This is a genomic window from Paenibacillus sp. SSG-1 (assembly GCF_002224835.1).
GTDB lineage: Bacteria > Bacillota > Bacilli > Paenibacillales > Paenibacillaceae > Paenibacillus_AQ > Paenibacillus_AQ favisporus.
Window position 1 is genome coordinate 2,480,970 of sequence record NZ_MBRK01000001.1, and the last position, 18,743, is coordinate 2,499,712.

The following is an 18,743-nucleotide window of genomic DNA, read 5'->3' on the forward strand; positions in this document are numbered from 1 at the left end:
CTGATCTCTACGGATCGTTATCAGATCAGAACAAGCAGAAGGAGTATGAGAATGAGTATGGGTCAAATCGATTATCAACTATTTCATGTCATTAACGAGTGGGGAAGATCCGCTATCTTCCTGAATCCTGTTATGCGTATCCTGGCGGAACGAGCATTTTATTTATTTTTTGCCGGACTGCTGGTTTATTGGTTCACCCGTAAGGAGAGCAACCGGAGAATGGTGGTGGAGTCCGTCGTCTCCGCTGCCATCGGGCTTGGAATCAGTTGGGTGATCGGCCACTTATTTTACCGGAACCGCCCGTTTGTCACCCATTCGGTGCTCCAATTGATCCCGCATCCTGCCAATGCATCATTTCCAAGTGATCACTCTATTGGAGCATTTGCCATTGCCTCGATTTTCGTAATATATCGCCGAAGCGAAGGGGTCATCTGGCTGATCTTGGCTGCGTGTATTGCGTTCTCCAGGGTATGGACGGGTGTACATTATCCGTTCGACGTATTGGGTGGGGCGTTGATCGGTATCATTGTTGCAGCAGGCGTGCACCATCTTGCGGATCGCTTCACGTTCGTATCTCGTTCATTTAAAGCGGGTCTCGGGTGGTATGAAAAATACGAATCAAAGATTTTGCCCCGGCATGTGAACAAAGAAGATCAACTGCCAGCAGGGAAGTGAAATGTTAATGCATATGCGTAAATTATCAATACTGTTTGTTCTCCTCAGTATCTTGTGTTCTTGTGCCGGGCCCAAGGGAACTGGGCAAGCGGAGGCAGGGCAAAGCGTATCAAAGCCCCAGACGATGAAACCCGTTGGCCAAAATGCAGCTCAAAGCGGAAAAACGGCAAAGGTTCCCGATCATGTCGTCATCGTCGTGGAGGAGAATCATTCCCGCCAAAACATCATCGGGAATCGGGCGGCACCCTATATGAACAGCCTGGCTAAGCAAGGGGCGTATTTCACCGAATCGTATGCGAATGCTCATCCAAGCCAGCCGAATTATTTAATCCTGTTTTCCGGGTCAGACCAAGGCGTTCACAATGATTCCTGCGGACATACGTTTACCGCGCCCAATCTGGCAAGCGAGCTGTTCAAACACAAGTTTACTTTTGCCGGATACTCCGAAGGTCTTCCTTCTGTCGGATCGACCGCGTGCACCAACAAGCAGTACGGAAGAAAGCATAGTCCATGGGTGAATTTTACCAACGTACCGAAATCGGCAAACCGGAGATTCACAGATTTCCCGGCTGAATACACCCAGCTTCCGACCGTTTCCTTTGTGATCCCTAACCTGGATCACGATATGCATGACGGAACGATCCAAGCGGCAGACAAGTGGCTTAAACAGAACATGGGCCCTTATGTCGAATGGGCGAAAAGCCACAACAGCATCCTGATTTTAACCTGGGACGAAGACGATTACGGCAGCCGTAATCATATCCCGACGATGATCGTGGGGGATCATGTTCGTCAAGCCGTATTTGATCAGAACATCACCCATTTAAATGTCCTGCGGACAATGGAAGACCTGTACGATTTGTCACATCTTGGCCGTACATCGGGCAGCGAACCGATCCGAAATCTGTGGAAGCCGTCCTAAATGAAATTGAAGCCATGGAATTTGAATATAGATGGGGAGTGAGAGGCATGTATGAGAAGCTTCAGGATATGGATTTGTTTTTGCAGTCCATGCATGAGTTGGAAACACGTATCCGCCATATGATTCAACGGTCCGGCCTTTCCGAGAAAGAGCAGCAGTTTATTTTGGACCATATATTGGTCATCCCCGGCAAGGATTTTTCGTATCAGCGTAACTACGGTTAACTCTTGGCAGATCATCCTGACCGGATCAGGCATCGACTTGTGTCGCCTGGCAATCCGATGAGACCAAAGGGAGGGAACAAGTATGTCTAACCGTCGCCCGCGTATTTTGATTTTGACAGCCGGCTTTGGAGACGGCCATCTTCAGGTATCTTCGGCGTTATTGCACTATTTTCATGCGCAGCAGGTCAACCAGGTGCAAATCATTGACCTCATGAAGGAAGCTCATCCGGTACTCAATTCCTTGTTCTCGAAAGTGTATCAAATGAGCACATTTACGTCCCAATTGGGTTTCGATTATTATGGCTGGAGCTATTACATGACCCGGGATTCCAATCCATCCGGGCCGGTGATGCGGTACCTGAACGGACTCGTGAAAGGCAAAATGCTGGAGACGATCAGCCGTTTCCGGCCCGATGCGATCATCAATACATTCCCTTTCGGCGTCATTTCGGAGCGAGAATGCGTTCACGCCGCGCGTACGTTTACGGTCATTACCGATTACGCCCTGCATTCCCGCTGGATTCATCCGGATACGTTCGCGTATTACGTGGCTACTAACGAGATTAAGAACCAAATGGTCCAAAACTATGACGCCGCAGCGGAGAAAATCAGCGTTACCGGTATCCCTGTGAGGCCCCAATTCTATACAGCAGCCGTTGAAGCCCCGCTGCCCCGTGCTGCACAAGGAACGGCCAAGGGGAAACGTATTTTGATTATGGCAGGCACATTTACGGTGTTCCAGCAGCTTGTCGAGCTCATCCACCTGCTGGTTGACCAGGAAGTTTGCGAAATCACAGTCGTATGCGGACGCAAACAGCAAGCCTATGAGAAATTGACGACGCTGTTTTCGGGTCAGCCGCAGGTGAATATTGTTGGATACGTCAAAAACATCCACGATCTGATGGCCGCGTCCTCCTGCATCGTAACGAAGGCCGGTGGCATAACTTTGTCCGAAGCCGTCATTCTGAAGCTGCCGATTTTTATTCTGAGTCCGTACGGCGGTCAGGAGAGGGAAAACGCCCGCTATTTTAAAACCAACGGCATGGCCCAGATTTCATCCAATGTCCGCCAGCTCGCGGAGCAGCTTCGGGATTTTCTCGGGGCACCGACGATAGCCGATCGGATCCGCGGAAAAATGGCTGAATTTCATAAAGGAGCGGCAGGCGAGCGGGTCGTGAACGATATTTTGAAGACGCTGCAAAACTATCAAGATGCAAACCATGATTATGAGCTGATGCTTCGTCCCTAAACGATGAAGCATAGGATGAAATGGCTCGGAATGCTGCTCCTGACCGCTTTGGCGATATATACCGTTTATGTGCTGCAAACAGGGGATGCGGAATCTGTTGTCGCGTGGATACGCCGCTATCGTTTCATTGGCTTCGTCGCTGTGTTTCTGTTTCAAACCCTGCTAAATATGCTTCCGCTGCCAGGCGAAATCACCGCCGTGATGGTTCTGGAAATCTACGGGCCATATTGGGGAGGTCTCTGCTTGTGGACTTCAGGGATCATCGGAGCTTTTGGGGGATATTGGCTTGCCTGGTCTTTCTCTTCTTATTTTGCAGGTACGCGGGTTGAACCGTATCTTGCCAAAATGGAGGATTGGCTGAGAGCCAGTGAATTTAAAGGCCTTCTGATCGCACGGTTCGTTCCCTTCATCCCCTATCATGCTGTCAACTATGCCGCCGGGCTGTTAAAGGTTAACCTATTTCGTTACATGCTGACGACGGCGATCGGTGTGTTTCCGCATACTGTGGCTATGAGCGCACTGTACGCCGGTGTACGGAAAGGTTCACTGCTCTGGGCTGTGATCGGCTGCATGGTCTTCATGCTCCTTGCCGGTTTGTCATGGTATGTAAAGAAGCGGACGTCCGGTAAGTCCCGAAAAAGCAGGGTGACGGCGGAGTAATGTAGACAAGAAGAGAGCAGTCAAGAAACGGTTGCCGTTAATTGGGATCCATGCAAAATAACTTGGCGTTTCATAGGATGACAGGTAACTCCAACCAAGCCCGGCGGATTTCTCGTTGGGGTTGGTTATTTCGGCTTGGAGCCTTCGGTTTGACAAGAAGATAAAGTCTTTTTACACGGCGTATTATTCAAGACCGGATCAGCGCATGTTAAAAGCGTGAAATGAAGGGGAAATATAAAGAGAGTGGCTGCTATAAAGCCGATGAAGTAATAGTTATACGATTAATAAGTTATAGCGGTTATGTGTAGAGGGAGCTGGAAGTACGTATGCTGACGAATTTGCTGGAGCACTATGGTTACGCATTGATCTATCTATTTTTGTGCCTGGAAATGCTTGCTCTGCCTCTTCCCGGTGAAATGATGATGAGCTATACCGGTTTGTTTGTGTATGAAGGCAAATTGAACTGGCTGCTGAGCATGGCCTCGGCCGGAGCCGGCGTCTTGACCGGCGTGACTTTATCTTATTGGATCGGATACCGGCTGGGACGCCCATTTATTTCGCGCCATGGCAGCAAGGTCCATCTCACCGAAGAGAGGATGGATCAAATTACGGGCTGGTTTGAGCGCTACGGGGACAAGCTTCTGTTTGCCGCATATTTTATACCGGGGGTCCGTCATATTACCGGCTACTTTTGCGGCGTAACGCGTATGCCCTTCCGGCGTTATGCGCTGTTTGCCTACACGGGCGCGCTTTTCTGGGTTGCCCTGTTCATTTCGCTTGGTAAAGTGCTCGGCCCGAAATGGGAAGCCTATCACTCTACGGTCAATCGTTACATGGTTATTTTCGGGATCGGTTCGACACTGGTCACAGCGGCTATTTATGTCTACCGCAAGTATAAACATCAAGTGATCGAGCGATTGATGGATTTGCTGGCAAGCGGCGTGCGGCACTTTCAGTCGTTCGGAAAGGTCCGTCTATTGCTGCTGTCCTCGTTTGCTGCATTTGTATTGTTTTTTTCGTTAATGCTCGGCGTCATTCAAGATTTTTTGTCGCATGAGTACGGACAATTCGACCAAATTGCCTCTTATTTAGTATCGGTTCTGTTCGGTCCAGAGTGGGCGGGCTGGATGCACGTATTTGCGAGGTTCGGAACTTTGGATTTGTATGGGCCGGTTCTATGCCTGACAGGCTTGTGGATCGTGCTCCACAGCCGAGACCGCGGGCTTGATTTGTCGTTCCTGGTTTGGGTTGTGGCCGGCGGAGAGTTCTTGGACAGGGTGCTCCGCCTGTTGTTTCATCGTCCAGGCCCGGTGGCAGCTGGCGTACAGCTGTTCAATACATTTCCGAGCGAGGAAACGTTAGTTACGCTGACAGTATGCGGTTTTTCGGCCTTTTTACTGCTGCGGCATTATCACTTCCGTTACGTCCGGATCCCCATCGTTGTGGCGGTGATCCTGATCTGTTTGGCCGTCGGGGTCAGCCGGGTATATTTTCACGTGCAGTTCCCAAGCGATGTGTTTGCCGGATACATTTTTGGCGGTGTCTGGGTCAGTCTGCATGTGATGCTGCTGGAAATTATGCGCAAATTCAAGGAGTCGGAACTCGGCACAGCCCCAGAAAAAGGCAGCGGCAGCAAAGGTACTTAATCCGTGTGGTTATTTCACGGCAACCAGCAGTGCGCCGATCGCGATCAGCACGACGCCGGCCGAGTTCAGCCAGGATATTTTTTCGCCGAGGAACAGAAAGGCCAGAATGACGGCGATCACCACACTTAACTTGTCGATGGGGCCTACCTGCGACACCTTGCCGTACTTGAGGGCCAAAAAATAGAACAGCCACGACGTTGCACCTGCCACTCCGCTGAGCACGATGAAGCTGAGTGCTTTTTTTTGTGCCAAAATGCTTCCCAGTTGGCCGAACTTCCCCTGTACGGCAATGACGCCGAGCAGAAATAAGGCCATAATGACGGCCCGGATCGCCGTGGCGGCGTTGGCATCGATGTTTTGCAGACCGATTTTCCCGAAAATGGACACCAGCGCAGCCGCCGCGGCTGAAAGCAGCGCGTAAATAAGCCATGCAGCCATAAGCATCCCCCTTTTTTCATAAATGACTTTTCAACAGCGGCAAAGATTCCCTATTATAGTATTGTTCATCACGGGCTCAAATCATGAATGATTTTACAAAATATCCATTCCCCGAATCCCTGGCACGTTTTTCGGCGTAAAGAGGGATAGGGACGAAAGGAAATAGATGAAAAGAGGTGAACTGCCATGGAGAATCAGACCAAGGTTTTTCCTGACCATATTAAATTTCGCTATCCGTGGCGTTCCTATCAAAAGCGGATACTGGACCGGTTGGACGAGCATTTGCGCAATCGGCACCTGCATCTTGTTGCGCCTCCCGGATCCGGCAAAACCGTTCTGGGCCTGGAAGTCATGCTGCGGATCAACCGGCCGACGATCATTTTGGCACCGACCTTGACGATCAAGGAGCAGTGGGCAAACCGCTTCATGGAGCTTTTTTTGGATACAGACATACGCCCGGACTGGTTGTCGACTTCCATTCATCATCCGGCCATGGTCACAATTACAACATATCAGGCCTTACATACCGTTCTTACTGCCGCCGGGAAAAAGGATGAGGAGCAGGGAGACAAGCAGTCTACTGTTCTACGTGACCACGGGATGAAAACTGCGGTCGATGATACGGAAGATGCTGCGACTGATCATGGATCGGCTCCGGAGGAGCAGGAGATTCCAGAAGACACGGATGAGGCGGAAAAGGAAGAAGAGGTGGGCCAGCCTTCAGCAGCGATAGAGATCATTGAAAAGCTGAAGAAGCTGGGACTGAACACCGTCATTTTTGATGAAGCCCATCATTTGCGCGTGTCCTGGTGGAGGAGCGCGGTTCAGCTGTGCGGCCTGCTGGAGCGGCCGACCAAAATTGCGCTGACAGCAACGCCGCCGTTTGACGTGAATCCGAACGAGTGGCAGCGGTATATCGAGCTGTGCGGGCCGATTGATGAGGAGATCAGCGTGCCGGAGCTTGTCCGTCATGGCGAATTATGCCCGCATCAGGATTACATCATGCTGACCCCGCCTGAGGAGAAGGAAGCGGCACAGCTCCGCGAGTTTCGCATGCATGCGGCCAGGCTGCGGGGCGAGCTCATCCGGGACAAGTTCATAACCGAGCTGATCGTCGGCCACCCTTGGATCACGAACGCGGAATCCCATATGGAAGAGATATTATCTTCCCCTGGTTATTACTCCAGCATGGTCATTTTCTTACGGGCGGCGAATCAGCCAGTGTGGCGCGATGCGGTCAAGCTGCTGGGGCTCAAAGAAGCAGATACGCCAAATCTAAGCGACGAATGGCTGGAGGAGCTGTTGAACGGGGTATTGTTTAAAGATGCCCATGTGGATTCAGATCGGCCTGAGCTGAAGGAACTTCGCAGACGGCTCAGCCAACTTGGCATGATTGAGCGGAGAAAGCTGTACTTGCGGTCCACCCCGGCACTGGACAAAATGCTGATTCACAGCGTTTCGAAGCTGAAGCAAATCGGGCATATCCTCGATTTTGAGAGATCGGTCCTTGGCGAAGGCCTGCGCATGGTCATCCTGACCGATTATATCCGGAAGGAAGACATGCCTAAGCAAGCGGGGGATGAACAGCCGATTCAGCGCCTCGGGGTGGTCCCGATTTTCATAACCATCCGCAGACGGCTTAGAGAAAAAGGACCGAGTGGGCGAGAGCTCCCCATCGGCGTTCTGACCGGCTCCCTTGTGATCCTGCCAGTCGCTGCGGCGGCATGGGTGCGGGAGACGGCCGGTCAGCGCGGTATTACGCTCACGGAGCGGCCGCTCGCCCACGATTCCGAATACGTGACGATCGATGTGCGCGATTCGAATCGTTCCGTTATCGTCGAATGGGTCACAGAGCTCTTTGACCAAGGCGGTGTCCGCGTACTCGTTGGTACGGCTGCGCTGCTGGGCGAAGGATGGGATGCGCCGGGGATCAATTCGATGATCATGGCCTCCTACGTAGGCTCATTTATGCTGTCCAATCAGATGCGGGGCCGTGCGATCCGTTCGCAGCGCGGAAATCCGGACAAAACCGGGGCGATCTGGCATTTGGCCTGCGTCGATACGGAGCTTGCGGATGGAGGAGAAGATATGACGTCTCTTACCAGACGTTTCCGCTCGTTGGTGGGCTTGTCCATTACGAATGAGACGATCGAATCCGGCATGGAGCGAATGGGATTGGGGCAGGGACAGTTAGCGGAAAGGGATATTGAGCTGTACAACGCACAAACATTGGAAAGGGCAAAGGAGCGGCATTTGCTTAAGGAGCACTGGGCATCAGCTGTCGCCCTGCAGGGTTCGATGACCGAGGAGTTGAAGGCGGAAGGCAAGAGCGTTCCAAGGCCGGTGGCTTATCCCTATACGATCAAAGCAGTTCTTATTTTTGCGCTGGTGCTCGGTTTGGAGACCTTTTTTGATGCGGCCTCATCGCCTCAAATGCTGCATTCGGATGCACCGGGATGGTTCAAACTCAGCATCGCTGCCGTCTTGGCGGCCGTCTGTGCCAGCCCCTGGATCTACAAGGCTGCAAAAATGACGATCAAGCACCAGTCGCTGGATCGAAGCATTCGCGAAGTCGGATTAGCCGTATACACCGTGCTGTATGAAATGAAGCTGGTCCAACCCGCTCCGAGCATTCATCTGATCGGTACCCAGGAGGAAGGAGGTACCTTCGTATGCTGGCTGAGGGATGGGAGTACGCATGAAAAGACGCTGTTTCTCAATGCTCTGCAGCAGCTGCTCGATCCGATCGATAATCCCCGCTATTTAGTCTATCGCACATCGCGGCGGTGGTTTGGCCAGTCGCATGATTATCATGCCGTCCCGGAGGAGATCGGACGCTGCAAGGACATTGCCGAGCGTTTTGCCGTTCTGTGGCGCAAGCATATCGGACCGGCTGAGCTGGTCTATACCCGGACTCCCGAGGGTCGCAGGAAGCTGCTTGATGCGAGAGCGAAGTCCCTGACGGCGATGTTTGTCCGCAAATCCGAGCGGGTCAGCGCTTGGCGGTAAGGCGAGAACCATCACATGCGGCACTGTAGCTGGTGAATTATTTGCGAGGGAATTTCTCAGGGCAGCAACCAACAGCTGATTTCCGGCGTTTATTGATTAGGCACTCATTCTTTTTATAACGGGAGGATCCTATCTGATGCGCTTCAAACTACGATGGAATTCATTTCTGCCGGCTGCTTTTCTGGCCGCCGCTGCTGCATTTGCAATTACACTGCCTGTTAGCGCCGACAATTCCGCGTCAACCAAAGCGGCGGCCAATACTGGCATTAACTTGACGATGAACGGTAAAGCTGCAAATCCGAAAACACCCCCTTTCCTGGACAAAGGTACGGTTTATCTGCCGGTCCGGGATATGGGAGAAGTGCTCGGTACCCTGGTCTCTTGGAACGTTCAGGCCAAAACGGTAACCATGAGGTATCCAAAGCTCACCGTGAAACTGCCTTTTGGCTCGAAAAGCGCTAGCGTCAATGGACAGCATGTCGCCCTGTCCTCGCCACTTCGAATGGTCGACGGGCGGGTGTATGCTCCGCTGCGCTTTTTCTCCGAGGCTATGGGAACGGAAGTGAAGTGGGATAAGGCTACGCAAACCGTACATATGATGAAGTCGGACGACTACCTCAAACTGTACTCGTGGCTAACGATATGGTGGGATCGAACGACCCATGAGCTGTATACGGCTAAAGACGAACAATCCGATGTATTGAACATTGGGAAGTTGGATGCGGAGATGAAGGGAACAGTTTCGGCTGAAGGCGGGTCCCAGCAAGGAGGGAATACGGTACTGACGTTTGTGGATAAATACAACAATCCAAAACCTCATTATGATGTCTACTCCCTACTTATCCGCAATAACCGGATCGTCGATCAGAAGCATGCGGCTTATGATCTCCGGTACGAACCGAATACGTCATACTATGAGGTTTATGATCCTAAAGGCTGGATCGAATATACAGTACTGACGGACGGAAAGATCGTGTGGTTATATAACGACGAAGGGAAAATCGTTGCCACGCATGATTTGCAGGAGCTGACCAAGGAGGATGATGTGTTCGGCGTTCAGTTTGTTGGAGCGGATTATCTAGTCGTCCGGCCGGGCCGCACGGGATTGCTGACGCTGGTCGATCTGAAGGATAACACGACCACAGTACTCGCCGACAAGCTTTTAACGGGAAAAGATTTGGCATACGCCCGTGACAACCAGACGCCGTATCCTGGAGATACGCTGAGCTTCGCCGGGGATATGGGGCATGGAATTGTAGATTTTGCTTATCTCAGTCCGTTCCAAAAGAACGCCAGCTCCGAGCGGTTAACTTATGAGCGGCCTTCTTATGCCGAAGAACGGAAGGCACTGCCTAAAGAACGCAGCTTTCAGGAGATGGCCGCTTCATGTGCCGTCGACACCGTAAAGTCTGTTCATATGCAGGATGGGGACCTCATTTACAAACCTCTGATTGGAGCGAACAAGAAGGATCAGGAGGGGATTCGTACGGTTTGCCGGATCCTTAAAAAAATTTCCTCGGAAGGCACAGAAGTGACGCTGCCGAAGACCTTTCCAGTAACGTTTTTCCACGGCATGTCGGTAGAGTTCACTGCCGGGGATTCCGTCAGCATTTACTTGGCTGGAGGAAACAAGCTGGGCATGGGTAACCAATTAGGAGGTAAAAATATTTTTCTGGAGGATGCCGAAATGGTCAAGACTTTCGAGCGCTTAAAAGTAAGTTCCAATAATTAGGTCAGTCTTGGAACCGCCTATTTTGTCTAACTGCTTCCTGACCGAAACATTTGAACAGGCCGACGCAGAAGTCGGCTTGTTTTTTATTATTTTGGCAACATAACCCTTGACACAAAAAACCAACCCGGGTATATTATTAATTAACAAAATGTTAATTGTAAATCAAAACAGGAAAGGCGCAGGCAAATATGTCCAACGAACAAGCACTTCAGCAATACGATGTCCGAAAGTACCGCACACCTGACGGCTATACGTCCGACATCGCGGTCTTTACAATCCGTTCGGAGAAGACGGAAGCATTTAAACCGCCGGTTATGGAGCTGCAAATCATGCTCATCAAACGGAGTATGACGGACAGTGAGGGCCGCCCCAACATCGAAGCAGGGAAGTGGGCGCTGCCGGGCGGCTTTGTCGAACCAACAGAATCCGCGTTTCAAACGGCGGAGCGGGAACTGAAAGAAGAGACTGGGGTCGAGCAGATTCATCTGGAACATTTTGGTGTATACGATACGCCGGGCCGGGACCCGCGGGGCTGGATCATATCGAACGCGCATTATGCGATCGTGCCCGAACACCATCTGTCCCAGAGAGCAGCCAATGATGACGCGAGCGAGGTTGAGTTGTTTCCGGTCGACGACGTCCTGTCGCTGGACTTGGCGTTTGACCATGAAGTCATCATCCAGGACGCCATTGCCGTCATCCGGCGGAAGCTGCTGGAGACGACGGCGGCCAAGGATTTTCTGCCTGAAGAGTTCACCTATTCGGAGCTGCAGAGCGTACTGCTCACCGTAACGAAAGATTCGGCGATTGCCCTGGATGCGGCTTTTGCCAGAAAGATCAAGTCCCTCCCGTTTATCCAGGAGGTGGCCGGCAAGAAGACGAGCCGAACGTCGAAGAAACCGACGCAGCTGTACCGCTTTATAGATGCGGATATCAGCAGCTCCATATATCACAGCAAAAAGTAAATCTATTGTGCGAAAATAAAGATCTTATTTTTTTCGAAATCTGATTTAACATTTGGTTAATTGTTATTTTACAAAAGGAGGACCAACGAATGAATCAGCAACCGAATCCGGATACCAATCTTCATGCAGATGACAGCCTCGCGCTGCATACGGATAAATATCAAATCAATATGACGCAGTCCTACTGGCAGGATGGAATTCATGAACGACGGGCAATATTCGAGGTTTATTTTCGTAAAATCCCGTTTCACCACGGTTATGCCGTCTTCGCCGGACTGGAACGGGTGGTGCGCTATCTGCAGCAATTTCGTTTTACGGAATCTGATCTGTCCTACCTGAAGGAAGATGGATACAGCGACGAGTTTTTAAAATATCTTTCCGGGATCCGCTTCACGGGAACCGTGAAGTCTATGAGAGAGGGGGAGCTGGCGTTCGCCAATGAACCGCTGATGCGGATTGAGGCACCACTGGCGGAAGCTCAGTTAATCGAGACGGCTGTGCTGAATATCGTCAACTATCAGACTTTGATCGCAACGAAGGCTTCCCGTATGAAGCAGGTTACCGGAAACGACGTCACGATGGAATTCGGATCCAGACGGGCCCAGGAAATGGATGCGGCCATATGGGGAACGCGCGCGGCGTACATTGGAGGGTTTGATGCGACATCGAACGTGCGGGCCGGCAAGCTATTCGGCATTCCGACGGCAGGAACGCATGCCCATGCGATGGTTCAGGCTTACAAGGATGAGTATACCGCTTTCTGTAAGTATGCAGAGTCCCACCGGGACTGCGTTTTTCTTGTCGATACGTATGATACGTTGAAGTCGGGAGTACCGAACGCGATTAAGGCGGCCAAAGCGTACGGCGATCGGATCACCTTCAAAGGCATACGTTTGGATAGCGGCGATCTGGCTTATTTATCTAAAGAGGCCAGAAAAATGCTCGACGATGCCGGTTTTCCGCAAGCCCGAATTTATGCCTCCAACGATCTCGATGAACAGACGATCATGAGCCTGAAAGCACAGGGGGCGCAGATCGATGTGTGGGGTGTCGGAACCAAGCTCATTACTGCTTACGATCAGCCCGCACTGGGAGCCGTTTACAAGCTGATTTCCATTGAGAATGAAACTGGTGATATGGTCGACACCATTAAAATCAGCTCGAATCCCGAAAAGATTACAACCCCGGGCAGAAAGCGGGTTTATCGCATCATCAATCGCAGCAACGGTAAGTCGGAAGGTGATTATATTGCGCTGGAGCATGAAGAACCACAGAAAGAGACGCGTCTCAAAATGTTCCATCCGGTGCATACGTATATTGCCAAGTTCGTGACCGGTTTTGAGGCTAGGGAGCTTCATCATCTGGTTTTTGACAGCGGAGAGCTGGTGTATGAACTGCCAGATTTGAAGGACATCAGAGCGTTTGCGCGTGATAACCTACAGGTGCTTTGGGAGGAATACCAGCGGATCTTGAATCCGGCAGAGTATCCGGTGAACCTGAGCCAGGCATGCTGGGATAACAAAATGAGGCTGATCGACGAAATTCAGCGGGACATCCAGCGGCAGCTGCAGCCTTAAGGAGGGGAACATGGCGAAAATCGGAATATACGGATCCTCGTTCGATCCTATTACCAACGTGCATCTGTGGACGGCCAGCACCGTGGCCCACCGCTGCCGGCTGGACCGGGTGATCTTCCTGCCCTGTTCAAGCAAAAGGCCGGATAAATCGCTGCATGCCAGCGACGAGCACCGGTGGAACATGATTCAACTTGCGATAGATGGCAATGATAAATTTGTCGCTGACGATTATGAAATGAAGCAAGCAGGATGGGAAATTGCCACCTATCTGACGCTGAAGCATTATAAGGAGGCCTTCCCGGACGACGACATTTACTTTATCATGGGAGCGGATCTGCTGCTTGATATCGGGGAAGGGAAATGGAAAAAATCAGAGGAGCTCATCCAGGAAAACAAGTTCATCGTGATGGCTCGGGACGGGATCAACATGCTGGCGGCCATCAGCAAATCGCCGATTCTGCGGAATGCCGACGACGGACAGACGTTTCATTTGATCGACAAAGGGCTCGCGATGGAAATCAGCTCGACGTATATCCGGGATGAATTTCAACGAGGCGGTGAGCCGCGTTATCTGGTTCCCGACAACTGCTATGCTTATATGTGCCAACATAAATTGTACCGATAGAAGGGAGTCATTGATATGAAAAACCAACAACAAATTATTCAAGAACTTCATGTAAAGCCTGAAATTAAGCCGGAAGAGGAAATTCGCAGACGAATCGGTTTCCTCAAGGATTACTGCAAAAAGGCAGGGGCCAAAGGGTTCGTGCTCGGCATCAGCGGCGGGCAGGACTCGACCCTGGCAGGACGCCTTGCCCAGCTTGCGGTCCAGGAGCTGCGTTCGGAAGGATATGAGGCCAAATTTTACGCGGTTCGGCTCCCTTTCGGCATTCAAAAGGATGAGGACGATGCGCAGAAGGCGCTGGATTTTATCAAGCCGGACGAGAGCTATGATTTCAACATTATGAATGCCGTCAACGCTTTTGCCCTTACGTATTCTGAAACTACCGGAAACGGGCTTCCCGATTACCATAAAGGAAACGTCAAAGCGAGAATGCGGATGATCGCCCAGTACGCCATCGCCGGTGAGCGGCAGTGTTTGGTGATCGGGACGGACCATGCCGCCGAAGCGCTCACCGGATTTTTCACGAAATTCGGTGACGGGGGAGCGGATATTCTGCCGCTGACGGGGCTGACCAAAGAGCAGGGCCGTCAGCTGCTTAAAGCTTTGGACGCCGAAGCGAGGTTGTATCTGAAGACGCCTACGGCCGATCTGCTGGACAACAAGCCGCAGCAGCCGGATGAAACCGAGCTGGGCATGGAATACGAAGTGATCGACCAGTATTTGACCGGGCAGCAGGTTGACCCGCAGGAACAGCTCAAGATTGAGCAGCGTTATGACCGTTCGCAGCATAAACGTGAGCTGCCTGTGACTCCTTTTGATGAATGGTGGAAATAAGGCAAGGCGCCGGCTTTAGCCGGTGCTTTTTTACGTTAAATCGTTTTCTACCGTAAATCGGGTTTGTGCGGCTGCTATAATAAATGAAAAGAGTCGAATGAGGTGAGCCGGCATGGATATTCAGTCCATAATCCATCGAATAACACAGGATCTTGGTCAGGTTGATGGGGTCAGGGCCATCGTACTTGGTGGTTCCAGAGCCAGAGGGACGCATCATTCCGGGTCGGATATCGATATCGGGATTTATTACGATTCAGTGGATGGATTGGATATCGAGGAAATCCGCCGGATCGCGGCTGCCTTGGATGATGACGGCCGAACGGACCTGATCACGGAGATTGGCGGTTGGGGACCTTGGATCAATGGCGGGGGCTGGCTGCAAGTCGAACAAATACCGGTTGATTTTTTGTACCGCGATATCCGTAAAGTCTCCACGGTGATGGAAGAATGCCTCGATGGAAACGTCACGATTGATTATCAGCCAGGCCATCCTCACGGTTTTATTAACGCCATTTACATGGCGGAAGTCGCGTTGTGCCAAGTGCTATGGGATCCTGCGGACATCATTACCGCACTGAAGTCCAAAACGTCGCCTTTCCCAGCCGTATATCGGCAAGCGGTCATCGGCAAGTTTTTGTGGGAAGCCGAATTTTCGCTTGACATCGGGATGAAAGGGGTCGCCAAGAAAGACATCTCTTATGTGAGCGGATGCTGCTTCAGGGCGGTATCCTGCTTGAACCAGGTGCTGTTCGCTATAAATCATCAGTATTGCATGAACGAAAAGGGAGCGACAGCCATCGCCGACGCTTTCGAAATCGTACCGCCAGCCTATGCAGAGCGGGTCCATCAAATATTCACCTTGGTATCGGCAAATGCTGGACGGTTACAGGAGGCGCTTGATATTCTGCGCAAGCTGGTGCAGGAAACCAATAGGCTGGTCACCACAGGGGATTGAAGCAAGTGAGGGAAAGCAAGCATGCAGGAAAATATCAAAAAAGCTGCCGGGAATTCGGCAGCTTTTTTTGCATTTATTTGGATTGACTATACAATTATCTTAAAGTCTTGAGGGCTCCGCTCCAAGCCACGACTTGATCCAGCATCGCATTGACATTGTCCAGATGAAGGGCTTGCGGTTTAAAGACCGATCCGTTTTCAAAATCGGTGAACAGAGACAGCGTTGGATGAACGCGAACGTCGGCAACCAACAGTTCTCCCAGGATACCGCGGAGATGTTCCGCTGCGCGGGCGCCGCCGGTAGAGCCGTAGCTCACGATGCCTGCTGCCTTGTTGTTCCACGCTTCACGGGCGAAGTCAATCGCATTTTTCAGCGCGCCGGTAATGCTGTGGTTGTATTCCTGAACGATGAACACGAAGCCGTCCAGTTCTCCGAGCTTCTGGTTCCAGGCAGCGATGCCAGGTTCGGATCCATCTGTCGTTCCGAGGAAAGGCAGATTATAATCGCTGATATCCACGATTTCGTAGTTAGCGTCACCGCGTTGGTCGGCAATCTCCTTGATCCATTGTCCTACTTGCGGGCTTACCCGGCCTTGACGCGTGCTTCCCAAAATAATACCGATGTTCAATTTGCTCATTGTAACTTCCTCCTTGGCTGCTGTGCCAAATAATTTTTTGAAAAACGACATGTTTGCACCACCTGAACCATCTATGATGTATTTGGATTATGAACCGACTGCAGTCTGAATTCATCAGTAAGTTACTTTACGTAAGTTATTATATTTTTTAAATTTAATATTGTCAACATAAAAACTTTATTTAAGTAACTAAGGTGCTAACCTCTGGAAAAAGGAAGCATGTACTGCAGCGTGGAAGTAAACAAAAGCATAGCAAGTAAGATAGAGAGCGAGAGGTGAAATCATGTGATGAAGGCTATTACCGATTTTCAAATTCCAAACGTTCCATGGCATCGGTTGACGACGGCCTATGGGAGAGGCACGGACATTCCACGGTTCATTAAAGAAAAACAGTACGCTTCCTTAGCGGGATTGATCGAACATCAAGGGACCTTGTGGCAGGTGACCCCATGGACCATTCTTGCACTGATCGAGAAACTAAGAACAGAGGAACCGGTACAGGTTTCCATCGAAGAGATCGATTTATTCCTTGCTGTAGCTTCTGCATTAGCAGATCAGGATATTCAAGAAGTGGGCTCGATAAAATCCTTGAAAGAGCTGCTGGATGACAAGTACCTCTGGCCCGAGCAAGAAGACGGAGACGAGGAGGAGTGGGAGGAAGAAGAACCTCGCGGCTACGAGCCGGATCCTTTTTACGGATATTATTATTTCAGCGGTGTGCTGCTAAAACAGGGTGAAGCGGACTTCATCCGGATCATGAACGGAAACGAGGACCTTGCTCCCAGGATCAGAGAGCTGTTGGCTTTGCTTAAGCATATCACCGCAGAATGAAATTTAGCTACAATTATCGTTAGGCAATTACGCTATGAAAAAAGCACACACCGCATTTGCGGCGTGTGCTTACAGTGAATGAACAGCCTGTTACTTGCCTTGAATGCTCAGCTCGGCAAGATTCGGATTCCAATCGACCTGGCATCCCAGCTGTTTGAATAGGGAAGCTGGCACCATGACGGCGCCGTTTATCATACTTACCGGGCTGGACAATGCCATGGACCGCCCCTGTATGGCGGCTTCGGCCGAGCCGGGACGGAATGTCACCGTAGTTTGGCCGTATTGCAGCCTGTAAGTGGTCCCTTCCTGAGTTGTAGTGGCCTCGAGTGAGCCTCCGAGCTCCTTCGCTATGCTTTTAACAGGCACGATGATCGAGTTATTCTTATTGACTGCCGGGAAGGAGGCGGGAAGCAAGGTGCCGTTGATACGAATGGTGATCGGCCGCTGAATGGGAACCGGTGCGTATTCCATGCCGTCACCCGCATTTCGCGGGACGCCAACCTCGTTCCAATTGTTCGCCCCCCAGCCGTACACCTGGCCTTTGGCATCAACGGCCAAGCGATGGGTATCCCCGGCCGATGCTGTTACGATCCGATGCAATCCTTTGACTTTAACGGCCGATCGGCCCGATTTGCCGTCGTGCATCCACACTTCACCTTGCCGGCTCACCAGCAACGCATAGCCGGGGGAAGCATAAACATTTCGGACCTGAAGGGACGGCTGAATGCTCACTGGCTTTACATACAGCTTTCCTGCGCTAGAAGAAGCTGGGGTAGACCAATTCCATACCTTGCCGGAGCTGTCTACTCCATAAGCGTCATAGGCATGCTGCGTGGAAATTTGCTTCAATGCCGGCAAACCCTGTATTCGGACCGGTACGGAGAGGTGGAGCTGATTCTCTGAAGTGTTCACCGTTAACCTCCAGACAGATCCTGCGGAATCCAGCGCACAGATATAATCGGATGCTGACTGCAGCTGGACGATATTTTTCAAGCCCTTAACTGAAATCGGCTGGCTCGAATCGCCGCTCTTCTGATCTTTCATCCACGCTTTAACGGACCCATCGCTTCCGAGACCAAAGCTGTATTTTTGCAATGTCGTTACTTGCGAGATCCCGGATAAACCCCGGAGTGCTCGCGGAACCTGGGTTTCCCGGACGTAGCCCGGTCGTGATCCCCATTCCCATACCGTACCGTCGCGTGCGACGCCCAATTGGTAACCATACCCGTCGGTAGCTATCGAGTTCAATGGTGGCAGTGTGTTGAGACGAACAGGTGCCACCATGCTGGAAACGGCCGTAGTATCGGGAATCCCGAGTTCGCCCAATAAGTTTCTTCCCCAGGTCCACACCGAGCCGTCTGCCCGGAGTCCGACCGAATAATAATTCCCGGCTGCTACCTGAACGAAAGCCGTTCCCAAAGCGGCGGTGCTGGAAGCTGACGCGGCTGGTGACTCTGCAGAGCTGGAAACCGATAACCGTGCTGCAGAATCCATTCGATCTCCCGGTTGAGTGGATGCTGCCGCAAGCGAATGGGGTGATACCGCCGTCACAACCACTGCAGATAGCAGCACTCCTTGCATGAAGTGGGAATATTTCATGATCATCCTCCGTGTTCTTTTACTTGAATCTACTAATCAAGACGCAAGCATCATGTGGGAAGTTGCGCGGCCCAAGCATAATCTTAATCGGACAAGCTCCGTGTCCGGCCAAACGTTGCCCCGGCCGCTCCCTCCGCTTTATAATTCTATTTAGTAGAATCTAGA

Annotated in this window: 17 protein-coding genes; 14 read left to right on the forward strand and 3 right to left on the reverse strand. The window is 51.4% G+C overall.

Going from position 1 to position 18,743, the window contains the following annotated elements:
• Positions 1 to 57: 57 nt before the first annotated feature.
• The 6 genes from BCV73_RS11550 to BCV73_RS11570 all read left to right on the forward strand — a co-directional run bounded on the left by BCV73_RS11550 (position 58) and on the right by BCV73_RS11570 (position 5,376).
• Positions 58 to 675: an undecaprenyl-diphosphatase gene (locus BCV73_RS11550; protein WP_089547198.1), complete on the forward strand. Its 618-nt coding sequence runs from the start codon at positions 58 to 60 to the stop codon at positions 673 to 675.
• Between the two features lie 124 nt (positions 676 to 799).
• Entirely contained in the window at positions 800 to 1,597 is a 798-nt protein-coding gene (locus BCV73_RS11555; protein WP_179231965.1) for an alkaline phosphatase family protein, read from the forward strand.
• A gap of 47 nt (positions 1,598 to 1,644) precedes the next feature.
• Complete coding sequence (locus tag BCV73_RS35030; RefSeq protein WP_179231966.1) at positions 1,645 to 1,821, forward strand: hypothetical protein; 177 nt, start codon at positions 1,645 to 1,647, stop codon at positions 1,819 to 1,821.
• An 82-nt stretch (positions 1,822 to 1,903) separates the two neighbouring features.
• The gene (locus BCV73_RS11560; RefSeq protein WP_089547200.1) at positions 1,904 to 3,070 is read left to right on the forward strand and encodes an MGDG synthase family glycosyltransferase; all 1,167 of its coding nucleotides are present in this window, start codon (positions 1,904 to 1,906) and stop codon (positions 3,068 to 3,070) included.
• 15 nt (positions 3,071 to 3,085) lie between these two features.
• Positions 3,086 to 3,730 (forward strand): TVP38/TMEM64 family protein, encoded by a 645-nt coding sequence (locus tag BCV73_RS11565; RefSeq protein WP_179231967.1) that lies wholly within the window; start codon positions 3,086 to 3,088, stop codon positions 3,728 to 3,730.
• Between the two features lie 326 nt (positions 3,731 to 4,056).
• Positions 4,057 to 5,376: a VTT domain-containing protein gene (locus tag BCV73_RS11570; protein WP_089547202.1), complete on the forward strand. Its 1,320-nt coding sequence runs from the start codon at positions 4,057 to 4,059 to the stop codon at positions 5,374 to 5,376.
• Between the two features lie 9 nt (positions 5,377 to 5,385).
• Here the strand turns inward: BCV73_RS11570 and BCV73_RS11575 are convergent, their stop codons facing one another.
• Positions 5,386 to 5,814 carry an EamA family transporter gene (locus tag BCV73_RS11575; RefSeq protein WP_089547203.1) on the reverse strand — a complete coding sequence of 143 codons (429 nt, stop codon included), beginning with the start codon at positions 5,812 to 5,814 and terminating at the stop codon, positions 5,386 to 5,388.
• Positions 5,815 to 6,000: 186 nt separating this feature from the next.
• Between BCV73_RS11575 and BCV73_RS11580 the strand changes: the two genes are divergently transcribed.
• From BCV73_RS11580 to BCV73_RS11610, 7 genes are all read left to right on the forward strand, one after another.
• Entirely contained in the window at positions 6,001 to 8,823 is a 2,823-nt protein-coding gene (locus BCV73_RS11580; RefSeq protein WP_089547204.1) for a DEAD/DEAH box helicase family protein, read from the forward strand.
• A gap of 136 nt (positions 8,824 to 8,959) precedes the next feature.
• A complete protein-coding gene (locus BCV73_RS11585) occupies positions 8,960 to 10,555 on the forward strand; it encodes a copper amine oxidase N-terminal domain-containing protein (protein WP_089547205.1) in 1,596 nt (531 codons plus the stop codon).
• Positions 10,556 to 10,743: 188 nt separating this feature from the next.
• The gene (locus BCV73_RS11590) at positions 10,744 to 11,520 is read left to right on the forward strand and encodes an NUDIX hydrolase (RefSeq protein WP_089547206.1); all 777 of its coding nucleotides are present in this window, start codon (positions 10,744 to 10,746) and stop codon (positions 11,518 to 11,520) included.
• Positions 11,521 to 11,609: 89 nt separating this feature from the next.
• A complete protein-coding gene (locus tag BCV73_RS11595; protein ID WP_089547207.1) occupies positions 11,610 to 13,097 on the forward strand; it encodes a nicotinate phosphoribosyltransferase in 1,488 nt (495 codons plus the stop codon).
• A gap of 10 nt (positions 13,098 to 13,107) precedes the next feature.
• Entirely contained in the window at positions 13,108 to 13,722 is a 615-nt protein-coding gene (gene nadD / locus BCV73_RS11600) for a nicotinate (nicotinamide) nucleotide adenylyltransferase (RefSeq protein ID WP_076165843.1), read from the forward strand.
• A gap of 15 nt (positions 13,723 to 13,737) precedes the next feature.
• Positions 13,738 to 14,556 carry an ammonia-dependent NAD(+) synthetase gene (gene nadE / locus BCV73_RS11605; RefSeq protein ID WP_076165839.1) on the forward strand — a complete coding sequence of 273 codons (819 nt, stop codon included), beginning with the start codon at positions 13,738 to 13,740 and terminating at the stop codon, positions 14,554 to 14,556.
• Between the two features lie 112 nt (positions 14,557 to 14,668).
• On the forward strand, positions 14,669 to 15,511 hold the full coding sequence (locus tag BCV73_RS11610; protein ID WP_089547208.1) for a nucleotidyltransferase domain-containing protein: 843 nt from the start codon (positions 14,669 to 14,671) through the stop codon (positions 15,509 to 15,511).
• A gap of 94 nt (positions 15,512 to 15,605) precedes the next feature.
• Here the strand turns inward: BCV73_RS11610 and BCV73_RS11615 are convergent, their stop codons facing one another.
• Positions 15,606 to 16,199, reverse strand: coding sequence for an NADPH-dependent FMN reductase (locus BCV73_RS11615; protein WP_076165832.1), 594 nt, complete (start codon positions 16,197 to 16,199; stop codon positions 15,606 to 15,608).
• A 237-nt stretch (positions 16,200 to 16,436) separates the two neighbouring features.
• Between BCV73_RS11615 and BCV73_RS11620 the strand changes: the two genes are divergently transcribed.
• Positions 16,437 to 16,979: a hypothetical protein gene (locus BCV73_RS11620; protein ID WP_089547209.1), complete on the forward strand. Its 543-nt coding sequence runs from the start codon at positions 16,437 to 16,439 to the stop codon at positions 16,977 to 16,979.
• A gap of 90 nt (positions 16,980 to 17,069) precedes the next feature.
• Here the strand turns inward: BCV73_RS11620 and BCV73_RS11625 are convergent, their stop codons facing one another.
• Positions 17,070 to 18,578 carry a stalk domain-containing protein gene (locus tag BCV73_RS11625; protein WP_179231968.1) on the reverse strand — a complete coding sequence of 503 codons (1,509 nt, stop codon included), beginning with the start codon at positions 18,576 to 18,578 and terminating at the stop codon, positions 17,070 to 17,072.
• Between the last annotated feature and the right edge of the window lie 165 nt (positions 18,579 to 18,743).

Excerpts from the sequence above, each read along its gene's own strand:
- BCV73_RS11570 (WP_089547202.1), top strand. The coding sequence starts at position 4,057 with ATGCTGACGAATTTGCTGGAGCACTATGGTTACGCATTGATCTATCTA.
- nadD (WP_076165843.1), top strand. The coding sequence starts at position 13,108 with ATGGCGAAAATCGGAATATACGGATCCTCGTTCGATCCTATTACCAAC.
- BCV73_RS11590 (WP_089547206.1), top strand. The coding sequence starts at position 10,744 with ATGTCCAACGAACAAGCACTTCAGCAATACGATGTCCGAAAGTACCGC.
- BCV73_RS11565 (WP_179231967.1), top strand. The coding sequence starts at position 3,086 with ATGAAATGGCTCGGAATGCTGCTCCTGACCGCTTTGGCGATATATACC.
- BCV73_RS11615 (WP_076165832.1), bottom strand. The coding sequence starts at position 16,199 with ATGTCGTTTTTCAAAAAATTATTTGGCACAGCAGCCAAGGAGGAAGTT.
- BCV73_RS35030 (WP_179231966.1), top strand. The coding sequence starts at position 1,645 with ATGTATGAGAAGCTTCAGGATATGGATTTGTTTTTGCAGTCCATGCAT.
- BCV73_RS11620 (WP_089547209.1), top strand. The coding sequence starts at position 16,437 with ATGAAGGCTATTACCGATTTTCAAATTCCAAACGTTCCATGGCATCGG.
- BCV73_RS11580 (WP_089547204.1), top strand. The coding sequence starts at position 6,001 with ATGGAGAATCAGACCAAGGTTTTTCCTGACCATATTAAATTTCGCTAT.
- BCV73_RS11560 (WP_089547200.1), top strand. The coding sequence starts at position 1,904 with ATGTCTAACCGTCGCCCGCGTATTTTGATTTTGACAGCCGGCTTTGGA.
- nadE (WP_076165839.1), top strand. The coding sequence starts at position 13,738 with ATGAAAAACCAACAACAAATTATTCAAGAACTTCATGTAAAGCCTGAA.
- BCV73_RS11585 (WP_089547205.1), top strand. The coding sequence starts at position 8,960 with ATGCGCTTCAAACTACGATGGAATTCATTTCTGCCGGCTGCTTTTCTG.
- BCV73_RS11575 (WP_089547203.1), bottom strand. The coding sequence starts at position 5,814 with ATGGCTGCATGGCTTATTTACGCGCTGCTTTCAGCCGCGGCGGCTGCG.
- BCV73_RS11555 (WP_179231965.1), top strand. The coding sequence starts at position 800 with ATGAAACCCGTTGGCCAAAATGCAGCTCAAAGCGGAAAAACGGCAAAG.
- BCV73_RS11595 (WP_089547207.1), top strand. The coding sequence starts at position 11,610 with ATGAATCAGCAACCGAATCCGGATACCAATCTTCATGCAGATGACAGC.
- BCV73_RS11625 (WP_179231968.1), bottom strand. The coding sequence starts at position 18,578 with ATGAAATATTCCCACTTCATGCAAGGAGTGCTGCTATCTGCAGTGGTT.
- BCV73_RS11610 (WP_089547208.1), top strand. The coding sequence starts at position 14,669 with ATGGATATTCAGTCCATAATCCATCGAATAACACAGGATCTTGGTCAG.
- BCV73_RS11550 (WP_089547198.1), top strand. The coding sequence starts at position 58 with ATGGGTCAAATCGATTATCAACTATTTCATGTCATTAACGAGTGGGGA.